The sequence below is a fragment of the Mycobacterium sp. genome, from assembly GCF_002863225.1.
GTDB lineage: Bacteria > Actinomycetota > Actinomycetes > Mycobacteriales > Mycobacteriaceae > Mycobacterium.
The window spans coordinates 1-21,746 of record NZ_PKEK01000039.1; the positions used below are offsets into that span (position 1 = coordinate 1).

Consider the following 21,746-nt stretch of genomic DNA (forward strand, 5'->3'; position numbering starts at 1 on the left):
GACTCTTACCGCATCAAAGACCGCGATCTCGGGCGAGTCCCGGGATCGGCCACCGAAGAATGAACACCAAGGGGGTCAATTTTCAACCGTCGAAAGGGGGTCAATTTTCGGCCGTCGTTGACAGTGGCCGCCGACAGCGGTATGTAAAGCGCTTTGGATGCGTTAGTCATCGAAGCCCCTCGTTCGTCAGACACCCTTCGAAAGAGTGCGCGTCCGGGATGTAACAAGTTTGAACAGCACCAATAGCAGCACGGCGCCTAGCAGTGCGCCAAGGAACGAATGCTTGGCGGCCCGGGCGCGTGACCTACCGACGGTTGACGGCAACCTCGAATACCGCGCTGGCGCGATCCCAAACCTAAATGTTGAGAGTCGGTCGGACGCCACACCTTCAAGGTTGTGTGGATGCGCGGGCGCGTTGAACGTAGGACTGCAAGACCGTGAGTCCGCGGTAAGCGAAGCTTTAATGGCGCCGCCCCAGGCCGCGAAGACGGTTAAGGGGTCGTTGGTATCTCAGGCACGCCTGATTGGGCTAAAAGCTGTGCACGGTGTTTGACCGGCGGGGACCGGGGAATTAGGAGTTGCGGGATCGTCGATTCATGAAGGTGGCCGAGGTGTTGTGAGCGAGCGAATCCAGAAACAGGCGCTGCCGACGTTGAGGCCGCCGAGTAGCCGTCCGGTAGGCGTGCTCCGCCCACCACCGCCCGATCGCAGCAGTCCAGAAGGAGCGGTGTTCACATGCGCAATGCACTCCCGCCGACCGGCGGCGACTTCGCCGTAGTACGGCGACAGGACAACGACGTGATCGTGCTGTCGGTCAGCGGCGCTGTCGATGGGGTCACCGCTCCGTCGCTCGCCACCCATCTCGACATAGCCATGACCGATCAGCCCCGGCTACTCGTCGTCGACTTGGAGGCGGTGGAGTTCATGTCGACCTCCGGCATCAACCTATTGGTCGAGCTGCAAAGGCTGGTCGCACCCACGGGTACGACACTGCGCATCGCCGCCGACGGCCCGGCCACCAGCAGACCGATGCGACTACTGAGCATCGATCGTCTGATCGATCTTTACGCCAGCACCGACGAGGCGTTGGCTGGCTGATCAGTTGTGTAACTAAAACGTGAAAGGATAGATGGGATGAGCGGTAGTCACGACAATGTCGCCGGTGACAAAGCGGCTAGGGCGCGAGCCGCACTCGAAGCAGCCGAGGCGGCCCAGAAAGCTGCCGGTGCGTTGGAGACAGCAACGGCGGCACAGCGTCCCGCGGCCGATCACCTCGATAGGTCTGCAGATTCTCAGATCAAAGCAGCCAGGATCTACGACGACAGCGCCGAGCAACGACCCGATCGCCGGCAGGAGTTCCAGGAATGCGCCAGACGTTATCGCCGGTTCGCGCACAACAACCGCGAGGTGGCTGAACACATCCGCGAGATCGCTGACGAGTCAACGCGATAACCGTAGGAGACTTCCTGGAGGCGATGCTCAGGGCGAGAAGCCTCACGCGGGGGTAGCAGTGGCGCGCAGCGCCGACATCGCGCAATGCATTGGGGAGGGCGCATCGGGAAAAGGCTAAGTGAAGCAGCATCTTCGACGAGAATGGGCCCGGTCGGCCCCGTCTGCGCCACGTCCCCTCGCGGAACTCGTGAAGACATGGAAAGTGAGCACAAAGCTGCGTGATCGGCGCGGCTGCAGTGTCCTCGCGTTTCACTCTAGCGCTTTGACGCCTTGAGCGCGCCAGCTTGGTCAACGGTGTCGGAGTCCATCAGGTACGCACACCACTTCGCCTGCGACATCGCACAACGGTTCACCCAAACGCTGGCAGTTTTCGAGATCTTGCTAGACGCGCTGCACGTGACCCCGCGAGTGGAAGCCGATGGCGCACAACATCCGTCGGATTAAGGCGCCCTTGTCCACAGCGCAACCAACACGCCCCGGTGACATAAAGCTGCACTCCGCCCAGAGCGTCACCGTGACGAATCAGTCGGCGGATTCAACGCCCTACCGTCAATGGTCAACGCCGAGCGACCTGACAGAGCGACAGGAGCGAGGCCGAGAAAAATGGACACAAGGTGAGACAACACGCAGGGGAGCAGGTTAGAGCGCCGCGAGTGGACAAAAAGTTTGAGAACCTACATTAGGAGGAGGCTAGTTGCCGGTCTTGAGGCCGGCTCCGATCTCTTTTTTGAGCCGGGCGATCAGCAGGAGGTTGTAGTCGGCGCCGACGGCCAGCAACAGGATGGCCGATAACGCGAGCACGACATAGTACAGCGGGACGCCGAGGACGTGTTGCCAGATCAGGACCGATATTCCGAACGAGGTGCCCAGCGACAGAGTGACGGTGCCGATGATCACCAGCGCGGCGATCAGGCTGCCGGTGATGAACATCGATGGCGTCGTCGGGCAAGGCGGCATTGAAGTGCGCGGACTGACCCCTTCTCCTATCCGCGGGGCGTCGACGCGTCCGCGCACTCGGAGCTGTTTTGGGCCGCCCGCGGGGGCCGCCTGGCGGCCAGCGATCGCAGCCAACCCGGCGACGCGAGTTGCCGGGCAGTAAAAACCACGTCGCGATAATGGTGGCCGACGTGGGTGCGGAAGTTGCCACTTGTTCGACATCTCGGCTTTGCTTTTCCGACAACGAAGCATCTACACAGTGGGGCCCGGTCAACCCCACCGTGTAGCTGTCCGTCCATATCGGCGCACTTGCGCTTTGCTGATTCGGACTCTCTCGCCGGATTAGCGGTGCGTGCGAGGTGCCATTGGCCGAGAATTCGAAGAGTGTGGGCAGTGCTTCGGATTACGCCGCGGCAGCGACGGCGTTGCTCACCATCGCAACCGGCGAGAAGGAGAACACAACGATGTCATCGTAAAAACTTGCGGACGCCGAACGGGCGATGCTGGCCAAGCCCAACCCCTCAGTTATCAGCACGATCCGCAGTGACGGACAGCCAGTTTCCGCCGCGACGTGGTATCTGCTGCGAGAGGACCGCATCCTGGTGAACATGGACACCGGCCGAAAGCGGTTGGGACACATGCGTAAAGATCCGCGAGTATCACTGACTGTGCTCGACGGAGCCGACTGGTACACCCACATCACCCTCATCGGCCGAGTTATCGAGATCTATGACGACGACGGCATGGCCGACATCGATGCGGTGTCCCAGCACTACCGGGGACAGCCCTACCCCCGCCGAGACCGGGCACGCGTCAGCGCTCTCATTGCGATCGATCGCGTACACGGCTGGGGTGCCTATAAGAACAACGATCAGGCGTGAGTCGGGCGGCGATCAGGCCTTGCTGCATTGACGATGAAGGGAAAACTCTTCGCAAATACCGTCGTTGATTCCCGCTTAAGGTCGAAACCGATCCCTACGGTTCCCCACAAGCTTGTCAGAGTCGGACGCAGATTCATTGGGCAGCGTCTTCGGAGTCCTCATCCTCCGTGCCGGCGTCCCCGAGTGCTTCGGCTCCGGGGGTCGCGGGAGCCAGCACATCCTCGGATTTGTCGAGTCCATCTGGTGGTTCGGGCGAAGTCATGCGTGGCCTCCTGGCGCTACTGGGCATCTCGGATGCGGCTGCTCGACGTCGAAAACCGCCTGGGCAGCAACGCATACCTAGTACCCCACACAAGTGCCAGGGAACCCATCCCGGGCCGGCGCACAACGGTACGCGCGGCGGATGTGCGCAAGGCATCCCGCTTGCGTAGCAAAGACAGGTCCGTGCAGGCTGCTGCCGACTGACTACCGACAAGATCCTTGTTCGGCCAGACTCGGGGGTACATCGGGGCGCGTTCCCTAATGGGCTGAATCTCAGGAGTGGGGTCTGAATTCAATGGACGAACAAGTCGTTGATCCCGCCGTCGACGGTCAAGCATGGGCCCAGCGACAAGAAGCTGCATTCCCGGCATGGGTGGCACAGTACGGCGGCGGTGATCCAGGGCGGTGGGACTTTGGGATCGAATCATTGGATCTGTTGTGCTACAGAATTTTTCAGTTATTTCCGACCAGGCAGGCAATCGACGACCCGAATAACGGCGTTTTCACGCAACCGGCGAGTTGGTATCTCGGTGAGATCGTGCGCCGTAGCGACCCCAAAAAGTATCGGTGGTCGCTCCGGACGTGGGGCTCGGAGCGGGTCACTACGTAGTCGAACCGACGGCCAAGACCCAAGCTTGGGCAGCAACTGATCCACAGGGGCATCTCGGCGGCGTTGCAGATCACGGGGATCCGGTGCTGCTGCGCTCCTATTTCGTCGACTACGTGGCACCGTTGTGGACCAAACCGTGGCCGGCAGATACCCACGCCAACGAGACCGGCAGTTGGTTGTGGGATGAGGCTACGCAGCGTTGGTATTCGCAGCGCGATCGATGGCGGTACAGCATCGCGGGTTTTGTCGCGGCGCTGGGCGCCCATTTGCCGGAGACGGCGATGGATTATTCGACAGCTTCGCTGGAGTCGGTCGAAGCTTTTGTGGTGCACGATGCAACGGCGCAGGGCCTCGATCAACGCAGTGCCGTGGTGGCGTATTTGGGCGAATGCCTACTGCGCGCCGGCGGCGGTCGATGGATATGGGACATCCATCCCGATCACCTCACTAATGGTCTGCCGATCGTTAAGCGAGACTGGACCAGTGCATCGCCGTCCCACCTGATCGAGTACGCAAAGGTCCTCCGCGACGGCCAGACCTTCAGCCGGGTCCACCGCGCCTGGCTGACCTCTGCAGGAGAGCAGCAGGAGCACAACAGAACCCCGGCACTGCGCCGGGAACCGACGCCCGGGCTGGATCCGATCGACACCGCAACACCTTTCGCCGACCAGTGGCGCAGCGATGCACAGATGCGCTTTCCCGACTGGGTAGACCGTTACGGCGCCGGGCGCGTGTAGGACTTCTCCGCCGACTCGCTGAACCATCTCGGTCAGGTGCTCCTGACCCAGTGCCCACCGGGCGTCGAACTGCTCAATGCCCAGCTCGACGCGGAATTCGTCGACGGCGTCGTCTACTACTTCGGTGAGACTTTGCACCGGGCCAAGGCGTCACACTGGTCGTTTTCCGCTGAGGTTTCCGCCGCCACCGGGCATCAGCTGGCGGGGTTGTCGATTTCGACCAACCACTCCCTCGATGGCTTTCCGCTGGCCGTGTATCTGGTGCAAGACATCAACGGCGTCGTGAAGCCGATGAGTTGGCGCGACCCGCCCCCTGCGAGCAAACCTGACCGACTCCGCCGCAGTTATGACAGCTGGGTCATCGCGGCCATGCGCACTCGCGTCGAAAACCCCCGAAAGCGTCGCGAGCAAACCAAACGCAAGTCCGGGCGCAAGAAATCGGATGGAGAAGTATTAGCGCGGTGGCTGGCCACGCGCAACGACGAATTCGACTCTTGGGCAGACCGTTTCGGGAACAGCGCGAAATGGGACTTCAGCGTCGGCAGCCTAGACATGCTGGAGGCGTTGATCCGGCAGCAGGCACCGGGACCAGAAGATCTTTTGGAAGACAAAAGCCGCGCCGATTTTCTCGACGGAGCCGCCTGGTATTTGGGCGAGACCGTGCGTCGACTCGACCCCGATCACGCCGAGTGGGCTTACGACCGGGACTACCATCCCGACCCCTATCTGTGGTCGGGCACTCCCACCGACATATTCGGCAAACTCGCCGACGTGTACCTGACAGGGTCTGGCGCGCTGCGAAAGTGGGCACGTACCTCGACCTAACCGGTGTCTTCGATCGGATGGGTCGAACACGCTACGGTGTTGCGCCATGACGACTCGAAGTCAAAGGTGGGTTGGTTCGGCGGTCGCGTTCGGGATGTCGTCGTCGTTGGCGGCCGCGGCGTTGGCAGGGCGGGCGCTAGGGCGCAGCACGTCGTCGGCGGCCTCTGATCTGCAGGCGGACACTACGGCGTTGCTGTGCACGACAATGACCGCGGCTTTCGTGGTGGTGCTGGGTTGCGTCCTGGCGCTGCGGTCCCGGACCGAACCGCCCACCGAGGACATGGACGAGGTGCAACGCGCCCTTGCCGAGCGGCGACCGGCCGCCGGCATCGGTGGACTACTGTCGCTCGCCTCGACGATCGCGCTCGTCATCGTCGCCTGGCGGAGCGGCTTGACAGACCAGCTAGACACCGTCGAAAACCACGCGTTCCCGAACCCTCGGGTTTACGGAGCTGACGGCGCCTGGCTGCTGGCCCTCCTCGCCGCTGTGGCGGCTACGGCTGCACTGCTAAGAAGGGCTGCCCAACGCGGCCGTGTGAGATTGCACTACCTCGGTGCTGTGATCGCCGCTGTGCTGGCAGTGTGCGTCGCGGTGACCGTCGTGGCCCGTTCAAACGATTCGCGCAATGTCGAATCCACGACCGCCTCCGCGGTACCGGTGCCAGCGTTACCCGCCAAGGTGGGCGAGCACCGATTCTCGCTCAGCGTGGACGATCTCGGATCAGCGAGCGTGACGGTGAGCCAGGTCGCCGCCGCGGGAGCGGGATTCGTGGTGCTGGAGTCGCGCGGTCTGCGCGCCTACGACGCCGCCGGGCGCAGCCGGTGGACTTATCTGCGCCGAGATCGCCGCAACATCCGCGCTGCGGAAATGCGAGTTTACGACGAGGGACACACCGTCGTGGTTCGCTTCCGGGACACTGACCACCCGCCTGGCTTTTACGCCGACAAGGTGCTTGCTTTCGACACGATGACCGGCGAGCGGCTCTGGGAAAGCGCCGACTTCGACGGCGCGTTTCTGCTGAGCGGGGACGTGCGCAACCCCATCGACGGAGACTTCATGATGCGCATGGGCGGGGATGGGCGCGTCACGCGCATAGACACCCGCACCGGTCGGCCTGCGTGGACGGTGTCGCTGCCCGGCGGTCAGAGCTGTTCTGGCGCTGGGACGAAAGTCGCCGACGCGATCGTGTATGCCACGGAATGCCGCACCGGCCGCGAGGTGACGTTGCGGGTAGCGTCCATCGATCCCGGCACCGGTCGCACTACCGTCGATACGGAGGTCGAGCGGTTCACCACCACTTGGGCCGGCACGCTGCCCCTCAAGGTGCTCGCGGCCGACGCGAAAGACGTTGGGTTACAAGATGTCCGCCTTGAGTCTGAGCGCAACGGCCTGTGGCGGATCGTGCGGCGTCCCTCCGGACCGTCCTTATGGAGTGGGCGTCCGGCCCGATTCGTGGGAGAACCGGGCACTCGACTGCTGACACGGGAGCGCGAGCTGGCCTACGCCTTGCGCACCGAGCCGGATCTCGACGAGCGATGCCGGATTCCAGCCTCCGGGGCCCTCGAGGACACCGTGTCGTGGCTGCCCAGCGAAGTGATCGTGCCCCGGGACGGATCAACGCTGAGCCTGTTCGACCCGAACAACTGTGCGCTGCGCCGAACACTCGAGGCTGGCGGCGACCGATACGCGCAAGTCGTTCCGGCTCCCGGCGTGCTGTTGACGGTCAAGCGCCACGGTTCGAACCTGATTGTGGACGGATACGCAGGACCGACAACATAGCCCGTCCCGCTGCTCAGCTCGAAACGAGCTGATAACTCCTCGATCTCACGTGGCATGTTGACTCCATAAACCTTTAGCGCACCTGATCGATGGTGACCAGGAAGGCGAGGGTATGGGGATGTCCGTCGAGATCGGTGACATGGGTGCGGATCGCTTGGCGCAAAGACTTGTCCAGGATCCAGGAGGGTGCCCGAGCCTAGCGGTGGGCTGACTCCGATTCGTGTGCCATCCGGCGCATGTTTGTCAATAGTGGTTCTTAGAGCAGGGTTCCGATGATGAGGTGCTCGATCGCAGTCGCGCGGTCAGTGCCGTTCGTGATGGGTTCGACCTCACTGGGCGCGAAGCGGGACAGTGCGTCAGCGTATTGGTCGAGCAGCGCGTCTGGCGCCGGAAAAGCGAGCCGGTCGAGACGGTCGAGGGCCGCGGCCAGCACGCCGCGGTGCGGGCTGTCGGACGCCAATTCCCAGTGGTGCCTGCTAAGGAGCGCATCGACTCTCTCGCGCGAAGCGGAGCTGGTTCTTCTGCGGCAGTAGGGGATAGAAGCCATTGCGCGGTTCCGAGAGCCTGATGCAGCGGGACGGTCTCGTTGGCGACCACCTCAAGCACTCGGTGGACCGCATCCAGCGGCAGGTCTGCGACGTCGATCAGCGCACGAATGAGAGCGATGCGACGCAGGTGGGACTCGTCGTAGTTCGACCAGGTGCTGCTCTGGCGCTCACCGGCGTGTAGAAGGCCGAGCCGCAGGTAGTACTTGATCGTCGTCGCGGGAACGCCGCTACGAGTCGAAAGCTCGGCCAATCGCATGACCCATCTCGACATATCAGCTATTGAGCTATCCAATATTGGAGAGTGGAAATAGCCAATCGAGGAGCGTCCGATGTCTGACATTACGAGGATTCTGGCCGGCATCCTGTTGCTCTCGCTGATGACGGTCGAGACAGGCGGCGTCTATCTCGTGAGACTGGTGCAGGGGGCGGCCCCGGCAACACCCTTCAACTCGGTATCGCTCGCGCAGGACATGCCCACGCTGCGGTACCGCTCGTGTTGTCGTTGACGGCGCTGCCATACGCCGACGCCGCGCACCTGGCCGGCCTGTGGGGCTGGTTAGCCCGGATCGGGTTGCCGGTGGCGGCGCTACTAATGCCAGCGGGTTTCTTCTTTTCCTCGATGGGCAAAGGCCGCACGTCACCCAACGTGCTCATCGCGCTGGTTTACACCGGAGCGATCGTCATGGCCGCTGGCCTCGCAGCACTCGGTTTCGGTCTACTGGTCGCGTAATCGGACGGCAACGTGCTCTCTGATCAGATGAGCCAGCTTCGACCGGGTCGAGTACCTCACCCCCGACGAGGTGGTGGATGTCGAGATTGATTTGTTGCCAATCGGTCTGGTGTTCCATCCCGGTGAGCAGCTTCGGCTGATTGTGAGCGCGCACAATTTGTTCGGCCCGTGGATGCCCGCCCTGCGTGAGTGCGAGCCGCAGAACACCGGCACGCACGTCATTTGCCCGGGCGGGTGCCGCGCGTCGTATCTGTAGCTACCAATTCGTGACGGCTCGATGACTTTTTCAGGAGAGAAGGTGCCGGCGTGACGCCCGAGAAGCGACTCGCGCTGGTGGAAACCGACTACGCACTCAACGCCGCCGGCGACCACGCGGCGGGCAAGAGAATTACTTACCGACGACTGCTTCATCACCATCCCGCCATACATGCCGTTCGCCGGGGTCTACCGAGGCAAGAACACTTTTCGTGAATTACTCCTGTCGGAAACGACTACGCCGTCGAATCGTCGAGTTCACCCTCGCCGACCACGACAGGCCGCCGGTCAAGTCCTCGAGTTGAACAGAATTCGCGGAAAACATTGCGCGATCCGCCCGTTTTACTTCGATCCCGCCCCGATGATCGCTGCCGCAGATAGGCGCAAGCCGACGGGCAGCCAATCATGATCAGACGGGGATGCGCCCATGATCCGTCCCTGACCAAGTCTGGACCTAAACGACTCGGTGACCGCGCAGCTTGACGTATGAAGGAGTCGGGTCCGGGTTCGGTGCCGTCCGCTGGGTATGGCTCACTGCAGCGAGATCGCGATGGCACTGATGTGGGGCGTCGTTGAGTGTCGAAGTTGTTGCGCTGCAGTGGCGTTACAGCGACATCCCCTTTACCGTCCGGTGGCGGCCGCTGTTGCCACGCTGCCAGGTGACGATCGATACGCCTACCAGTCGCATGCATACGCCAGATTGCGTCCGCGGCCCCCGGGGTTGGAGCGGATTTAAGGCAACCGTGAGGCAGATCGTCGAACAGACTCCACCCAATTATTGAGGACTTCCGTCCGAAGCAACGCACGCAAGGCAATTCCGGCGACTGTCCGCTGGTTTGCTAGTTGATGCGGCCGGTCCCTGTCATCCTTTTGTTGGTGGGATGAGGCTCAACAGGTAGTGATCGATGGCAGCACGCGGCACCGGGCGGGCATTCAGGAGGCTGGGTAATTCGGCGACGAGTCTGTCGGCGACGGTGGACAGTTTGATGTTGAGCTCTTGGGATCGCCACACCAGGATTGCGAAAGCAGCATCCGCGCTGAGTTGGTAGATGGCCATCAGCATGCCCTTGGCCTGGTCAATCACCTCGCGGTGAGACACGATGACCTCTAGCTCGTCACTGATCGACTGCTGGAGTTCGGCGTAGACGCTGTCGGTGATGTCGACGTAAAACCCGCGCGTGGCCACGATGGCGCCATCGGCGTCGGTGACGGCGTCACCGACTACGACCACGTTGCGTGTCTCCCCGGTGGTCGTGCGGATTCTGTGCCGACTGCTGAACGGAGCGGCCGACTGCTGCAGGAGACCTTTGACGCGGGCCAGGTCCTCGGGATGCTTGTGACTCAAGACGATTTCGGTGGTGGGTTCGACTGCTCCGGGCTCATAGCCGTGCATCCGTGCGACGGTGTCCGACCACGTCCACTCCCCGCTGTCGTATCGGTATTGAAATCTGCCAACTCTGTGCGGTTCACCGCCCAGGAGTGCCTTATCGATGGCGCGCACCGCCTGGCCGTCAGTGGCGGGGTGATCGTCAACGTTCGGTAGGTGCCGTGTGGTCTGATCACACTGGAGTCTGCTGTCAGCCATTGTTCTGACTTCCCGCTGTGTCGAGTACTACCCGGATAAGGACGCGGCGTGCGGGCGGACCAGGTCGGCAGACAAACCGCGGACGTAGTGTCCGCCCATAGCCTAGATTCCCCGGAAAGCGAAGGTGCATCGAACATCATTCACAATGTCGCAATGTTCCCCGCATTTTCTTCTCAGACTGACGGCAAGAAATAACAATCAGGCTTGAGTGCAGCGCGATGCTCTTCGATGTCACGCCAGGGCCACTCGCGCAGAAGTTATCGCGGTGTCGAATTCCACTGTGCAAGACGGCGACCGCCGCTGAAGTTTGCCCCAAGAGCTTCGACGACGGAGTCGCCGTAACCGGTCAAGCCTCCCGCGGGTTGGGCGATGATCGTGGACGTTGTGATCGCCCATGATGGCATCGAATTCCAGTGATTCGATCAACGGGCGGGCCAGTTTTCGAGGGGGCGGGGGTGATCAGGCCGACTCACCAACCGGCGATCGACGGAGTCAACAGTGGCAGGGCAATGATGGCTCGTTTGCGCAGGCCGGCGATCTGGGCGTAGGTCTGCATGGCCTGGCCGTACTCCAGCACATCCGGTCCGTCTACATCCCAGGTGCGCGATGCCGGAACCCTGGCGTCGGCGGCTTCGGTGAGGTAGTGCAGCACGTCGTTGATCGCGATGGGTTGGATCTTGTTGCGCACCCACCTCGGTGCCGTCATCACCGGTAGTTGATCGCAGAGGTGGAGGATCATCTCGAAGCAGGCCTATACCGCCCCGATGACGATGCCGGCCTGCAGCACCACGGTCTGAATACCGGAGCCAATGAGGATTTCGCCGACAGCGCGGCGTGAGGCCAGATGTGGGGATAGGTGGCCGTCGGGGTGCAAACCCGATAGGTACACAATGCGCTGGACACCGGCGCGCCGGGCCGCGGCAACCACATTCGCGACGAGGTCTGCCGCGACTCCGCGACGCTGCTTGCCAAAGAACTACTCACACCCAAGGCGGTAATAGAGAGCCTCCTCAACGGGCCAATGTCGGACAAGCTGTACGAAATGATCCAGGACGAGATCAAGGCCACAATCGACACCAGTCGGGGATCGCGCGGCCGCTGGTTGCGCTCGCGATCGGCGGCCGCAAATATCAGCAAATGAAGCACCGGATCGCCCAGACGGTGATCGAGAAGATGCCCGAACAGGCGCACCATGTCGAGGAATACGCCACTAAGGCGCTCGACCTCGACAACCTCGCCGCCGAACGGATGAAGTTGCTGAGCGCCGAGGAATACGGAGAACTCATGCGTCCCGTGTTTCGCGACGACGAAAAAACAGTGTTCGCAGTCGGAGCGATCCTCGGTTTCATCGTCGGCGAGCTACAAGCCACACTTCTCTTGTGAGACAACGGCTTCGACGGCGCCCATGAAGCAACATTGCCGCGCAGATATTCGGTCATTCAGAACCGTCGGGTAGGCTTGAGCGTGCTGAAGGCGTTACGTCGCAGCGTAAGCGAGCGCCGTTCTAGCTGGCTGCTCGGCGATGACGTCCGTCTCGCCGCCGCGGGTAGTCGTGATCGGTAGCGACGCGCTTCTCTTCCTCATGACGTTCGCCGTCACAAGTGCTCGCATCGAATCATTTGTTTGTGCAACAGCATCCCTCAGTACGGCATTTCAAAAGACAATGAAACACGAAGCAGCACAACAAGTTTAACTAGACCTAGGCGTTCACTTCGTATATCGGTAGGTATCAGTGATCTACGACGCCGCTTCGCCCCAACGTGTTGCGGTGACGAATTGCTAGGCCACTATGCGGCGCCCCGTTCCCAGCCAAGAGTGACGTGACGCGGGGGCGAGTGAGGTCCGCAAAAAGTGGACACGAATGTTCGAAGTGAGACAAATTGTATCGGTGCAGTTCAGACCGATGCGAGTGGACAGCGGATTTGGGAACCCACAGGAGGCGTGTGAGCAGCGAGCAGCGGCGTCGAGCAGAGCGGCGGCGAGTTGTTGTGCGCTAAGAGATTGCCCTGCAACCACCGCGGCAAGCGATGACCAGCAGCCTGCCGTTCGGGCGTTGGGGTGAGACGCTCTCCGATAACGTCGTCGCCGCGGCGATGATCGACGGCCTCGTACATCCCGCTCGAGGAAGCTGGTGCGTCGCGGTCATTGCAGGAGCGCGGGTAGTTCGGCGGCCCAAAGCGGCGCTGGCCAAGCCTGCGCGGCGCCGGCGCACCGGCTGAAGGCCGGGGCTCCTGTTGTTTATTCGCCGTCAATGACTCGGAAGGACCTGATTCGTACGGCTCCGGATAAGTGCTTCATCCTTTCAATCCGTTTGTCGGGCAACCGTTATCAGGCAACATCGGGCGCCTTCGAGATTCACGGATCAGTAATCCGTTGGTAAGCGCTCTGACCGATGCACTGGCCTCGCTCCCGACGCCGGCGACGGAGAACTTAGCAGACTTTGAGGTTCATTTCGCCCCGCCGTAAACACTCACGGGCTAGCTTGACGAAATCGGAGATGGATAGCCTCGATGGGGAGGTTCAAAGATGGCTGGTCAGCGCAACTGTCGGAACCGCACGAGCCCGTCGAATCGGACCGTGAAGCGCTGGCGTCGTGTGATCGGCTGGGGTAGCTGTGCGGGCGCTGCTCTTTCTTTCGCCATTGGTCCGCTCGCCTGCATTCCCGCGGTTCATGCTGACGGCCTAGATGTCATCGTCGACCCGATCGTCAACGCCGCCTTCGATAACGCCGTGCCAGGTGCGGACATTTTGGCAAGTCTCGACTTCGCTGAGAGCGTGGATCTCGGTGGCCTTGGCGGTAGCGCGTTCGACCAATGGTTTGCGCTGCCAACGGATTCGGTCGCCGATATTGATACGGCCAGCGACCTGGTAGCCAGCGTGGGTGCCGCTTGGGATGCCGGAGCCGGGGCTGGCAACGCGACGGAGGGCGTCGCAGCATCGTCGGATTTTGTCGCATGGTCCGACGCGCTCTTCTTGCAGGCCATTCACACCAGTCAGCAGAACTGGATCAACAGCCCGCTGGGCGAATCTATCAACAACTGGATTAATCAAGCTTTTGGGATGTACCTGATCGGGAACGGCGCCGACGGCATCGATGGTGGCACTCTTGCCGAGGCGACCGGTGGTGACGGTGGAGTGTTGTTCGGCGACGGCGGTAGCGGCGCAACCGACGCGCTGGGTCAGGGGGGTGCAGGCGGGGATGCGGGACTTTTCGGTAACGGCGGCGATGGCGGCATCGGGATTAATGGCGGCACCGGCGGCGACGGCGGTGCCGCCGGATTATTCGGTAATGGCGGAGCAGGAGGTGCCGGCGGCGACGGCGCCAACGCGACACTTGCCGGCGGTAATGGCGCAGCGGGAGGTGCCGGTGGCGCGGGCGGGGCCGGTGGCGTGGTGGCCGGCGATGGCGGCCGCGGGGGCAATGGCGGTGCTGGTGGTGACGGTGGTGCGGTTAGCGGTGGCACCATCAACTCGGGTGACATTGGTGGGGAAGGCGGAGCGGGGGGCGCCGGCGGCACGGCTGCTGGACTCTTCGGTGATGCCGGTGACGGCGGGGACGGTGGCGCTGGTGGTAACGGTGGTGCCGTTAGCGGCGGCAGCACCCTTTACTTCGGAAACATCGGGGGAGACGGCGGCCAGGGGGGCGATGGAGGCGTGGGCAACGGCATCGGCACTGGCGGCAGCGGCGGCCTCGGCGGTCGCGGTGGTGACGCCGGCGCGGTCACCGACAGCACCCTCTACTCAGGCGACCGCGGTGGCGCGGGCGGGGCCGGAGGCGCCGGCAGCCTTACCGCGTTGATCGGCGCCGGCGGCGACGGGGGTAACGGTGGCGCCGGCGGCGCCGCAGGCGCGGTCATCAACAGTGTTGTCGGCTCGGGCGACACCGGCGGGGCCGGGGGTGACGGCGGTGCCGGCGGTTCGGGCGGGGCGATCGGCGACGGCGGCAGCGGCGGACAGGGCGGCGCCGGTGGGGCCGCCGGGGCCGTCACCGACGGCTCACGCATCCTTTACATCGGCGACGTCGGGGGCGACGGCGGGACCGGTGGCAACGGGGCGATCGGCGGCTTCGCCGGTGACGGCGGCAGCGCAGGCGACGGCGGGGCAGGCGGTGTCGGCGGTGCGGTCACCGGCAGCACCGTGGCTGCTGGTGACGAAGGCGGTAACGGCGGTCGCGGCGGGGTCGGCGGGGCAGCAACATATATCGGTGCCGCGGCCACCGGAGGTAACGGCGGGGCCGGCGGTGACAGCGGTGCAGTGTCCGACAGCACCCTGACCACCGGCAGTAACGGCGGTGACGGCGGTGCCGGCGGCGAGGGTGGCAACAACGCCAACGGCCCTGCAGGTGATGGCGGTGACGGCGGTGCCGGCGGCACCAGCGGGACGGTGATCAACAGCTTCATCGGCGCAGGCGATAACGGAGGAGCGGGCGGAGCGGGCGGTAACGTCGGGATTTCCGCCAGTGGCGGCGCAGTAGGCGGGGCGGGCGGCGACGGCGGCAGCGCGGGCAACGTCGTCGCCAGCACGGTCGGCATCGGCGACAACGGCGGAACCGGTGGAGCAGGCGGCGATGGAAGGGCGGCCGGGTATTTCGGCGACGGTGGTGCCGGGGGCGCCGGGGGCAATGGCGGCGACGCCGGGGCCGTGAGCCAATCGAGCACCGTCTCTGTAGGCAATCACGGTGGAGCCGGTGGAGCCGGCGGAGCCGGCCGCGAGGGCGGGGCGATCGCCGGCGCTGGCGGTGCTGGCGGTGCCGGCGGGGCCGGCGGTGACAGCGGTGCAGTGTCCGACAGCACCCTGACCACCGGCAGTAACGGCGGTGACGGCGGTGCCGGGGGCAATGGCGGCAGCGCGTATGTCTTCGGCGTTAGCGGTGCCGGCGGCGGCGGCGGGTCCGGGGGCTCTAGTGGAAGCATCGCCGACAGTATCGTTGGCACGGGCAATGCCGGCGGTGCCGGCGGTGCCGGCGGTGATGGCGGCGATGGCATCGAGGGCTACCAAGGCGGAGCCGGCGGCGCTGGCGGTGTCGGCGGATCAGCTGGGGCCGTCAACGACAGCACACTGATGACCGGCAACGTCGGCGGTGCCGGCGGCGACGGCGGTGCCGGTGGTGATGTCAACTTCGGAAACGGCGGTCCGGGTGGTGCCGGCGGCGCCGGCGGGATGGCTGGAACTGTGACCAGCAGCGACGTCACCGACGGCAACAACGGCGGAAACGGTGGTTACGGTGGCGACGGCGGACAGAGCTTCACCTTCGGAAACGGCGGCGCAGGCGGCACCGGCGGCGCAGGCGGCAACGCCGGAACGCCACACAGCAGCACTCTCACCACCGGTGGATACGGCGGTGACGGCGGAAACGGCGGAAACGGTTCCCCTCCCGGGGTGATCGGCGGTGCCGCCGGCCCCGGCGGCCCCGGCGGCACCGGCGGAACCGGCCCGCTCGCCGACGGCGCCACCGGTCAAACCGGTCAGCCCGGCTAGCGTGAGGGCGGCATTCAAGCCCAGCAACGTCGACCGCGACGCCGGCCTCGTGCGGCGACGTCATCGCGGCTGCGCTGACCCAGTCGGCTTGGCTCGCTCACCAAATGCGTACTTCTGATCTGTGGCGGCTTTTGTCCCTCTAACCTCCCGACACGGACCGCATTTGGCAGTGGGCGTGAGACCGATACGGGTCGAGGCACTACATCTGATGGCTTTACGCGACCAGCGTTTTCGTGTCATTGCCGATCTACTCGACGCTGGTGTCACTGCCGATAGTCGCCTTCGAGAAGTCCGACAGTTACTGCGGGGCAACGGCTCACCGTCGCCGCAACTGCTGTGTCGGCGTGCATCATGATCCTCCCGAGTCGTCGGTGGGCCCAACCGGTAGCAGTGGGGGGTGGACCAGGACGTCAATCCACTGACATCGCTGGAACAGAGCTTCGGCCTGGCCGACATCCCGCCCCGAGCATCGCGGCGATCTGTCGTGCTATTGGTGACGCGTCGGATCCTTCATCTTGGTGAACAGCAACAGCGCCACTGTGATGAAACGTCGGTGCGGCCTAGCAGCGATCGAGATGAGTGATCAACGCTGCTGCGCCACCGGCATCACGACGTCTGAAAAGTGGACACGAACGTGAGACAAAGCGTTGTGGACACGCAGTGCGACAGCGTCCATCGCTGCAGTTCAGGGCATCGCCAGTGGACACGGAAAAAGAGAACCTACAGTAGGTAGGAGGAGGAGAGCGCCACCACAACGCATTTCGCCGTGGTCAGCAACGTGATGGCTGGCACCCTGGGAAACGCCTCTGCCGCATGTCGCAGTGAGGCGTTGCAGACAGCCCGGCATGCCGCGTGACGCATCTAGCTAGACCTTTTCCACGACTCCCGCATCCGTATCTGACTCGACGTCGCGGTGGATCAGCTCACGCACAGCGGGCCGCGATCCGTAGGGCCGCAGCATTGTGCTGGCCGGGCGCGGGCGCACGTGCTGCGGCCACCAGAACCAGCGGCCCAGCAGGGTCGCCAGTGACGGCGTCATGAACGACCGCACGGTCAGGGTGTCGAACAGCAGACCCAGCGCGATGGTCGTACCCACTTGGGCCATCACCTTCAGTGGGCTGAATGCGAACGTGGCCATGGTGGCGGCGAAGACCAGTCCGGCGTTGGTCACTACCGAGCCCGATCCGGCCACGGCGCGGATGGTTCCGGTCTTCAGCCCGGCGCGGATCTCTTCTTTGAACCGCGATATCAGCAACAGGTTGTAGTCCGAGCCGACCGCCAACAGCAGGATGACCGCCATCGGCAGCACCATCCAGTGCAGCTTGAGCCCGAGGATGTACTGCCACAGCAGCACTGACAGCCCGAACGATGCGCCCAGCGACAGCAACACGGTGCCGACGATGACCACAGCCGCTACGACACTTCGGGTGATGATCAGCATGATCACGAAAATGAGTGTGGCTGCGGCAATCCCGGCGATCATCAGGTCGATGTTGGAGCCGTCGTGCATGTCCTTGTACGTCGCGGCGGTGCCGCTGAGGTAGACCTTGGCGCCCTCCCACGGGGTGCCCTTAATGGCTTCGTGGACGGCCTTCTTGATCGGGTCGATGTGGGCGATGCCCTCCGGGGTGGCCGGGTCACCCTCGTGAGAGACGATCAATCGAACGGAGTGGCCGTCGGGGGAGATGAATTGCTTGAGACCGCGGGCAAAGTCCGGGCTCTTGAACGCTTCCGGCGGCAGATAGAACGTGTCGTCGTTCTTGGCCTTGTCGAACGCGTCGCCCTGGGCGGTGGCGTTGTCGGACTGCGCTTTTGCCTGCTCGTTGAGACCATTTGTGATCGAGTAGTTCGACATGGTCGTGTCGAGGTTGCGCTGCTGGCTTGCGATTTGGGGCGGGATCAGGGCCACCATCTTCGGCATCAGCTGATCCAACTTGTCCGAGGCCGCGCTGAGATCGCCGGTTACTTCGGCCGCCTGGTCGATGCCGTCGAGCGCGTTGAAGATCGACCGCAGCGACCAGCAGACTGGGATGTCGTAGCAGTGCTTCTCCCAGTAGAAGAAGCTGCGGATCGGCCGGAAGAAGTCGTCGAGGTTACTGATGTCGTCACGCAACGACTCAATGATCTTGGCGGTTTCCCTGGTGAGCGCGGCAGTCTCGTGCGTGACGCTGGCGGTTTCTTGTTGCACCGCCATCTGCTGCTGCAGATTGGCGATAGCGATGCGCGTCTGCGCCACCTGCTTGAGTAGGTTGTTCGCCTGCTCCTCCTGGTAATGCTGGGTCTGAATCCGACCCGCGGCCTGCGAGCCCATCTGGAAACCCAAGGTGCTGTGATCCAGCGGTGTACCCAGCGGCCTGGTGATGGTCTGCACCCGGCCGATACCCGGGATGTGGAAGACGGCTTTAGCCACCTTGTCCAGCACCAGGAAGTCGGCGGGGTTACGAAGGTCGTGATCCGTTGTGATCATCAACAACTCGGGGTTCAGGCGGGCCTGGTCGAGGTGCCGGTCGGCGGCAGCGTAGCCGATGTTGGCCGGGGTGTCCGGCGGCAGAAAGTGCCGGGTGTCATAGTCGGTCTCGTAGCCGGGCAGCGCGAGCAGACCGACGAGCGCGACCGCGATCGTGGCCGCCAAAATCGGTGCGGGCCAACGCACTATCGCGGTCCCGATGCGACGCCAGCCCCGGGTCTGCGGCTTGCGCTTGGGGTCCAGCAGCTTGAAGAAGCTGGCCACCGTCAGCACCGCCGGGCCCAACGTCAGCGCCGCGAATACCGCGACCAGCATGCCGACCGCGCAGGGCACGCCCAGCGACTCGAAATACGGCAGGCGGCAGAAACTCAGGCAGTACATCGCACCGGCAATGGTCAGACCCGATCCCAACACGACGTGCGCCGTGCTGTGGAACATGATGTAGAACGCTTCTTCGCGGGTCTCGCCCGTAGTCCGGGCCTCGTGGTAGCGGCCGACGATGAAGATCGCGTAGTCGGTTCCGGCGGCGATCGCCAGCAGCACCAACATGTTGTCGGCGAAAGTCGACAGACCCATGATGTTGTAGTTGCCCAGGGTCGCAACGACACCGCGGGCCGCGGCTAATTCGATGAACACCATGGCCAGCATGATCAATACGGTGCTGACCGATCGGTAGACGAACAGCAGCATCACCAGGATGACCAGGATCGTGATCACGGTGACCTTCGCGATCCCTTTTTCACCGGCCTCTGTCTGGTCCGCGAGCAGCGGGCCCGCACCCGTGACATAGGCCTTGATGCCCGGTGGCGCGGGCACCGAGTCCACGATCTTGCGGACGGCCTCGCTGGATTCCGAGGCCAGACCGCTGCCCATGTTGCCGGCGAGGTAGACCTGAACGTAGGCGGCCTTTTGGTCGTGGCTCTGTGAGCCCGCGGCGGTCAAGGAGTCGCTCCAGAAATCCTGGATGTGCTGAACGTGCTTGGTGTCTTTCTCCAGGCGCCGGACGATCTCGTCGTAGTACTTGTGCGCGTCAGCCCCGAGCGGCTTGTCGCCTTCCAGGAGAACCATCGCCGAGTTGTCGGTGTCGAACTCGTCGAACGCTTTTCCCACCTGCATCTGCGACTGGAACGAGACCGCGTCATGCGGACTCTGCGACACCGAGTGGCTCTTGGAGACGACCTCCAGCTGCGGCGAGATCGTGTTGGTGACGAAGACGACGCCTAGCCACACCAAGACGATGGGCAGCGCGAGCCGGTGGATCATCCGCGGCAGGAACGGCGGGATCAGCGGTTGATCGACCGGGGGTGGCGGCTCAGCCTCGACTGTCCCCCTCATGCGCATTCAGCCAGGCAACGCAGCACTCTGTTCACCGTTTCGTCAGGGATCGAATAGCTCAGACACGTAGTTCGGTCACCAATCGATCGGCGGTGATCGACGACGAACCAGCAAAAGCCCGGCTCAATCCGGTCACTGCTCGACACGGGCGTACGGTGCGCCAAGCCGAAGCTGCTCAGCGCCGGGCCTAGCCTTTAGCTGGTCTAAATTGACGTTAGCCAGCCTAATCTATTGCGTCAAGCATGTCGCCGCGGAGTCTCGATCGAAAGCGAACAGAGCTGAGACAGCGCTGTCCAGTGCGGCCGTTTGGCCGCCCACATCCAATTCGCGCACGTCGGTCCGCCCTTTGCGGTGGTCGCGTCGGTCATCATCTGCCTGTCAAGCAGCGCGGGTGAATTCGATGTGCAGCGCGGTGAGCCCGCGGAGCAGGAACGTCGGCTCGTAGCTGTAGCGGCGTTGATCGGGGGGTCCGTGCTGAGTCTCGCTGATGTGGAACTCGGTTGCCCGGTCGAGCAGGCGGTTGATGGTGACGCGTCCTTCCACGCGCGCCAGTGGTGCGCCCGCGCAGGTGTGGATACCGCGGCCGAACGCGATGTGTTCGCGCACGTTCTTGCGGTCGAGGTGAAATTCGTTGGGGCGGTCGAACTTGCGGGGATCGCGGTTCGCGGCACCCAGGCACAGCATCAGCACGGTGCCGGCCTTGATGGGAACACCGCCAAGTGTCGTGGATTTCCGGGCGAGCCGGAAGTCGACTTTGGTGGGGCTTTCGAACCGCAGGGATTCCTCGATGAACGCGCCGATCAGGGACCGGTCGGCGCGCAGCCGGTCTTGGAGTTCGGGTTGATCGCCGAGCGCCCGGACCGCGGAGCTGAGTAGCTTGACCACGGTCTCCTGTCCAGCGCCGAACAAAAACGTCGCAGGACGGACGACTTCGAGCAACGGGGGTGTCGAGCCATCGGGGTAGGTCGCAGACGCCAGTCCGGTGAGTACGTCATCGCGCGGGTTGTCGCGGCGATCGGCGATGTAGCCGCTGAACAGATCGTCGAGATAGCGCAGCGGGTTGCTGCCCACCGGTGTCGAGTCCAGGGCGCCCACATGGTAGTCGCGGCCGCCCGCCCCGAGGTTGCGGCGCAGCTTCGGGCGGTCCTCGTCGGGCACGCCGAGCAGGTCCGCAATAGCAAGCGTCGCATAGGGTTTGGCGAACTCACTGAGAAATTCGCACCGACCGTTGTCGATGAACTCGTCGAACTGCTCGTCGGTCAACCTCCAGATGTACTCCTCGTTCTCCTTGAGCCGGCGTGGCGTCAAGAGCTGACCGAGAAGAGCCCGCGCCATGGTGTGCTGCGGCGGGTCCATCACGACCATATGCTCGAAAATGGGGAACTCGTGCCGATGCGCCTCGATCAGGTCGCTGATGTCGTCGCCCTGTGGCGTGAACGGCAACGGCGGGAAGGGGCCGCCGATCGCGTTCACCGCGGAGAACGAATCGACATCCTTGAATGCCGCGTGGACCTCGTCGTACCCGGTGACGGCCACGACACCGTAGTGCGGCTCACGCGCGACAGGGCCGTGGCTGCTGCGCAGCTGTTCCCAGTACGCATAGGGGTTCTGGGCGATGTCGCTGTTCGTGAAGTAGTCGATATCAGCCAATTCGGTCACGGGATCGACCTCTCAAAACGGTGCACGGTGACATGTCGACCCAGCCGGAAACTGGGGCGGCCGCCAACGCCGGATGCACGATCGGGGCAATGTGCAAGTCCCCACCGCCTACGTTGCGGGTCTGCACACACTGTCTGTTCGCCGACCACGACTCTCCTTCGAAACTGATCGATCGATCAAATGATACAGTGCTGCATGCTTACCACT

At 63.6% G+C, this 21,746-nt stretch carries 15 protein-coding genes and 5 pseudogenes; 12 read left to right on the forward strand and 8 right to left on the reverse strand.

Going from position 1 to position 21,746, the window contains the following annotated elements; translation table 11 throughout:
* The first annotated feature begins 735 nt into the window (after positions 1-735).
* Positions 736-1,098 (forward strand): STAS domain-containing protein, encoded by a 363-nt coding sequence (locus CYU59_RS09045; RefSeq protein WP_292988393.1) that lies wholly within the window; start codon positions 736-738, stop codon positions 1,096-1,098.
* Positions 1,099-1,134: 36 nt separating this feature from the next.
* A complete protein-coding gene (locus CYU59_RS09050) occupies positions 1,135-1,452 on the forward strand; it encodes a hypothetical protein (protein ID WP_292988395.1) in 318 nt (105 codons plus the stop codon).
* A gap of 690 nt (positions 1,453-2,142) precedes the next feature.
* Here the strand turns inward: CYU59_RS09050 and CYU59_RS09055 are convergent.
* Positions 2,143-2,382: an MMPL family transporter gene (locus tag CYU59_RS09055; RefSeq protein WP_292988397.1), complete on the reverse strand. Its 240-nt coding sequence runs from the start codon at positions 2,380-2,382 to the stop codon at positions 2,143-2,145.
* 470 nt (positions 2,383-2,852) lie between these two features.
* Here CYU59_RS09055 and CYU59_RS09060 point away from each other — a divergent pair.
* Positions 2,853-3,269 (forward strand): annotated as a pseudogene (locus CYU59_RS09060) (PPOX class F420-dependent oxidoreductase).
* Between the two features lie 133 nt (positions 3,270-3,402).
* Here the strand turns inward: CYU59_RS09060 and CYU59_RS09065 are convergent.
* Positions 3,403-3,531, reverse strand: coding sequence for a hypothetical protein (locus CYU59_RS09065; RefSeq protein ID WP_292988399.1), 129 nt, complete (start codon positions 3,529-3,531; stop codon positions 3,403-3,405).
* 566 nt (positions 3,532-4,097) lie between these two features.
* Between CYU59_RS09065 and CYU59_RS09070 the strand changes: the two genes are divergently transcribed.
* Genes CYU59_RS09070 through CYU59_RS09080 form a run of 3 tightly spaced genes read left to right on the forward strand, consistent with a single transcriptional unit; the run spans position 4,098 to position 7,482 of the window.
* On the forward strand, positions 4,098-4,877 hold the full coding sequence (locus CYU59_RS09070; RefSeq protein ID WP_292988401.1) for a hypothetical protein: 780 nt from the start codon (positions 4,098-4,100) through the stop codon (positions 4,875-4,877).
* A 36-nt stretch (positions 4,878-4,913) separates the two neighbouring features.
* The gene (locus CYU59_RS09075; protein WP_292988403.1) at positions 4,914-5,702 is read left to right on the forward strand and encodes a hypothetical protein; all 789 of its coding nucleotides are present in this window, start codon (positions 4,914-4,916) and stop codon (positions 5,700-5,702) included.
* 46 nt (positions 5,703-5,748) lie between these two features.
* Positions 5,749-7,482: a PQQ-binding-like beta-propeller repeat protein gene (locus CYU59_RS09080; protein ID WP_292988405.1), complete on the forward strand. Its 1,734-nt coding sequence runs from the start codon at positions 5,749-5,751 to the stop codon at positions 7,480-7,482.
* Between the two features lie 256 nt (positions 7,483-7,738).
* Here CYU59_RS09080 and CYU59_RS09085 read toward each other — a convergent pair whose 3' ends face one another.
* Positions 7,739-7,942 carry a hypothetical protein gene (locus tag CYU59_RS09085; protein ID WP_292989082.1) on the reverse strand — a complete coding sequence of 68 codons (204 nt, stop codon included), beginning with the start codon at positions 7,940-7,942 and terminating at the stop codon, positions 7,739-7,741.
* 149 nt (positions 7,943-8,091) lie between these two features.
* Positions 8,092-8,391, reverse strand: a pseudogene (locus CYU59_RS09090) (MerR family transcriptional regulator); the annotation flags it as partial.
* Between CYU59_RS09090 and CYU59_RS09095 the strand changes: the two are divergent.
* The 3 genes and pseudogenes from CYU59_RS09095 to CYU59_RS09105 form a co-directional block, all read left to right on the forward strand.
* Positions 8,360-8,536: a hypothetical protein gene (locus CYU59_RS09095; RefSeq protein ID WP_292988407.1), complete on the forward strand. Its 177-nt coding sequence runs from the start codon at positions 8,360-8,362 to the stop codon at positions 8,534-8,536. The pseudogene CYU59_RS09090 and the gene CYU59_RS09095 overlap by 32 nt on opposite strands.
* The gene (locus tag CYU59_RS09100) at positions 8,524-8,760 is read left to right on the forward strand and encodes a hypothetical protein (RefSeq protein WP_292988409.1); all 237 of its coding nucleotides are present in this window, start codon (positions 8,524-8,526) and stop codon (positions 8,758-8,760) included. Before CYU59_RS09095 ends, CYU59_RS09100 begins: the two co-directional genes overlap by 13 nt.
* Positions 8,761-8,815: 55 nt before the next feature.
* Positions 8,816-9,016 (forward strand): annotated as a pseudogene (locus CYU59_RS09105) (CocE/NonD family hydrolase C-terminal non-catalytic domain-containing protein); the annotation flags it as partial.
* Between the two features lie 861 nt (positions 9,017-9,877).
* On the opposite strand, the gene CYU59_RS09110 reads toward CYU59_RS09105, so the two are convergent.
* Together CYU59_RS09110 and CYU59_RS09115 are read right to left on the reverse strand one after the other, a co-directional pair.
* The gene (locus CYU59_RS09110; protein WP_292988411.1) at positions 9,878-10,600 is read right to left on the reverse strand and encodes a PAS and ANTAR domain-containing protein; all 723 of its coding nucleotides are present in this window, start codon (positions 10,598-10,600) and stop codon (positions 9,878-9,880) included.
* A gap of 326 nt (positions 10,601-10,926) precedes the next feature.
* Positions 10,927-11,531: pseudogene (locus CYU59_RS09115) on the reverse strand (hypothetical protein); the annotation flags it as partial.
* Between the two features lie 206 nt (positions 11,532-11,737).
* Between CYU59_RS09115 and CYU59_RS09120 the strand changes: the two are divergent.
* The 3 genes and pseudogenes from CYU59_RS09120 (at position 11,738) to CYU59_RS09130 (ending at position 16,078) form a co-directional block, all read left to right on the forward strand.
* The gene (locus CYU59_RS09120; RefSeq protein WP_292988413.1) at positions 11,738-11,983 is read left to right on the forward strand and encodes a hypothetical protein; all 246 of its coding nucleotides are present in this window, start codon (positions 11,738-11,740) and stop codon (positions 11,981-11,983) included.
* Between the two features lie 647 nt (positions 11,984-12,630).
* Positions 12,631-12,720: pseudogene (locus CYU59_RS09125) on the forward strand (ATP-binding protein); the annotation flags it as partial.
* Between the two features lie 457 nt (positions 12,721-13,177).
* Entirely contained in the window at positions 13,178-16,078 is a 2,901-nt protein-coding gene (locus tag CYU59_RS09130; protein WP_292988415.1) for a PGRS repeat-containing protein, read from the forward strand.
* Positions 16,079-16,943: 865 nt separating this feature from the next.
* Here the strand turns inward: CYU59_RS09130 and CYU59_RS09135 are convergent.
* The gene (locus CYU59_RS09135; RefSeq protein ID WP_292988417.1) at positions 16,944-19,880 is read right to left on the reverse strand and encodes an MMPL family transporter; all 2,937 of its coding nucleotides are present in this window, start codon (positions 19,878-19,880) and stop codon (positions 16,944-16,946) included.
* A gap of 378 nt (positions 19,881-20,258) precedes the next feature.
* Positions 20,259-21,539, reverse strand: coding sequence for a cytochrome P450 (locus CYU59_RS09140; protein WP_292988419.1), 1,281 nt, complete (start codon positions 21,537-21,539; stop codon positions 20,259-20,261).
* Positions 21,540-21,746: the final 207 nt, after the last annotated feature.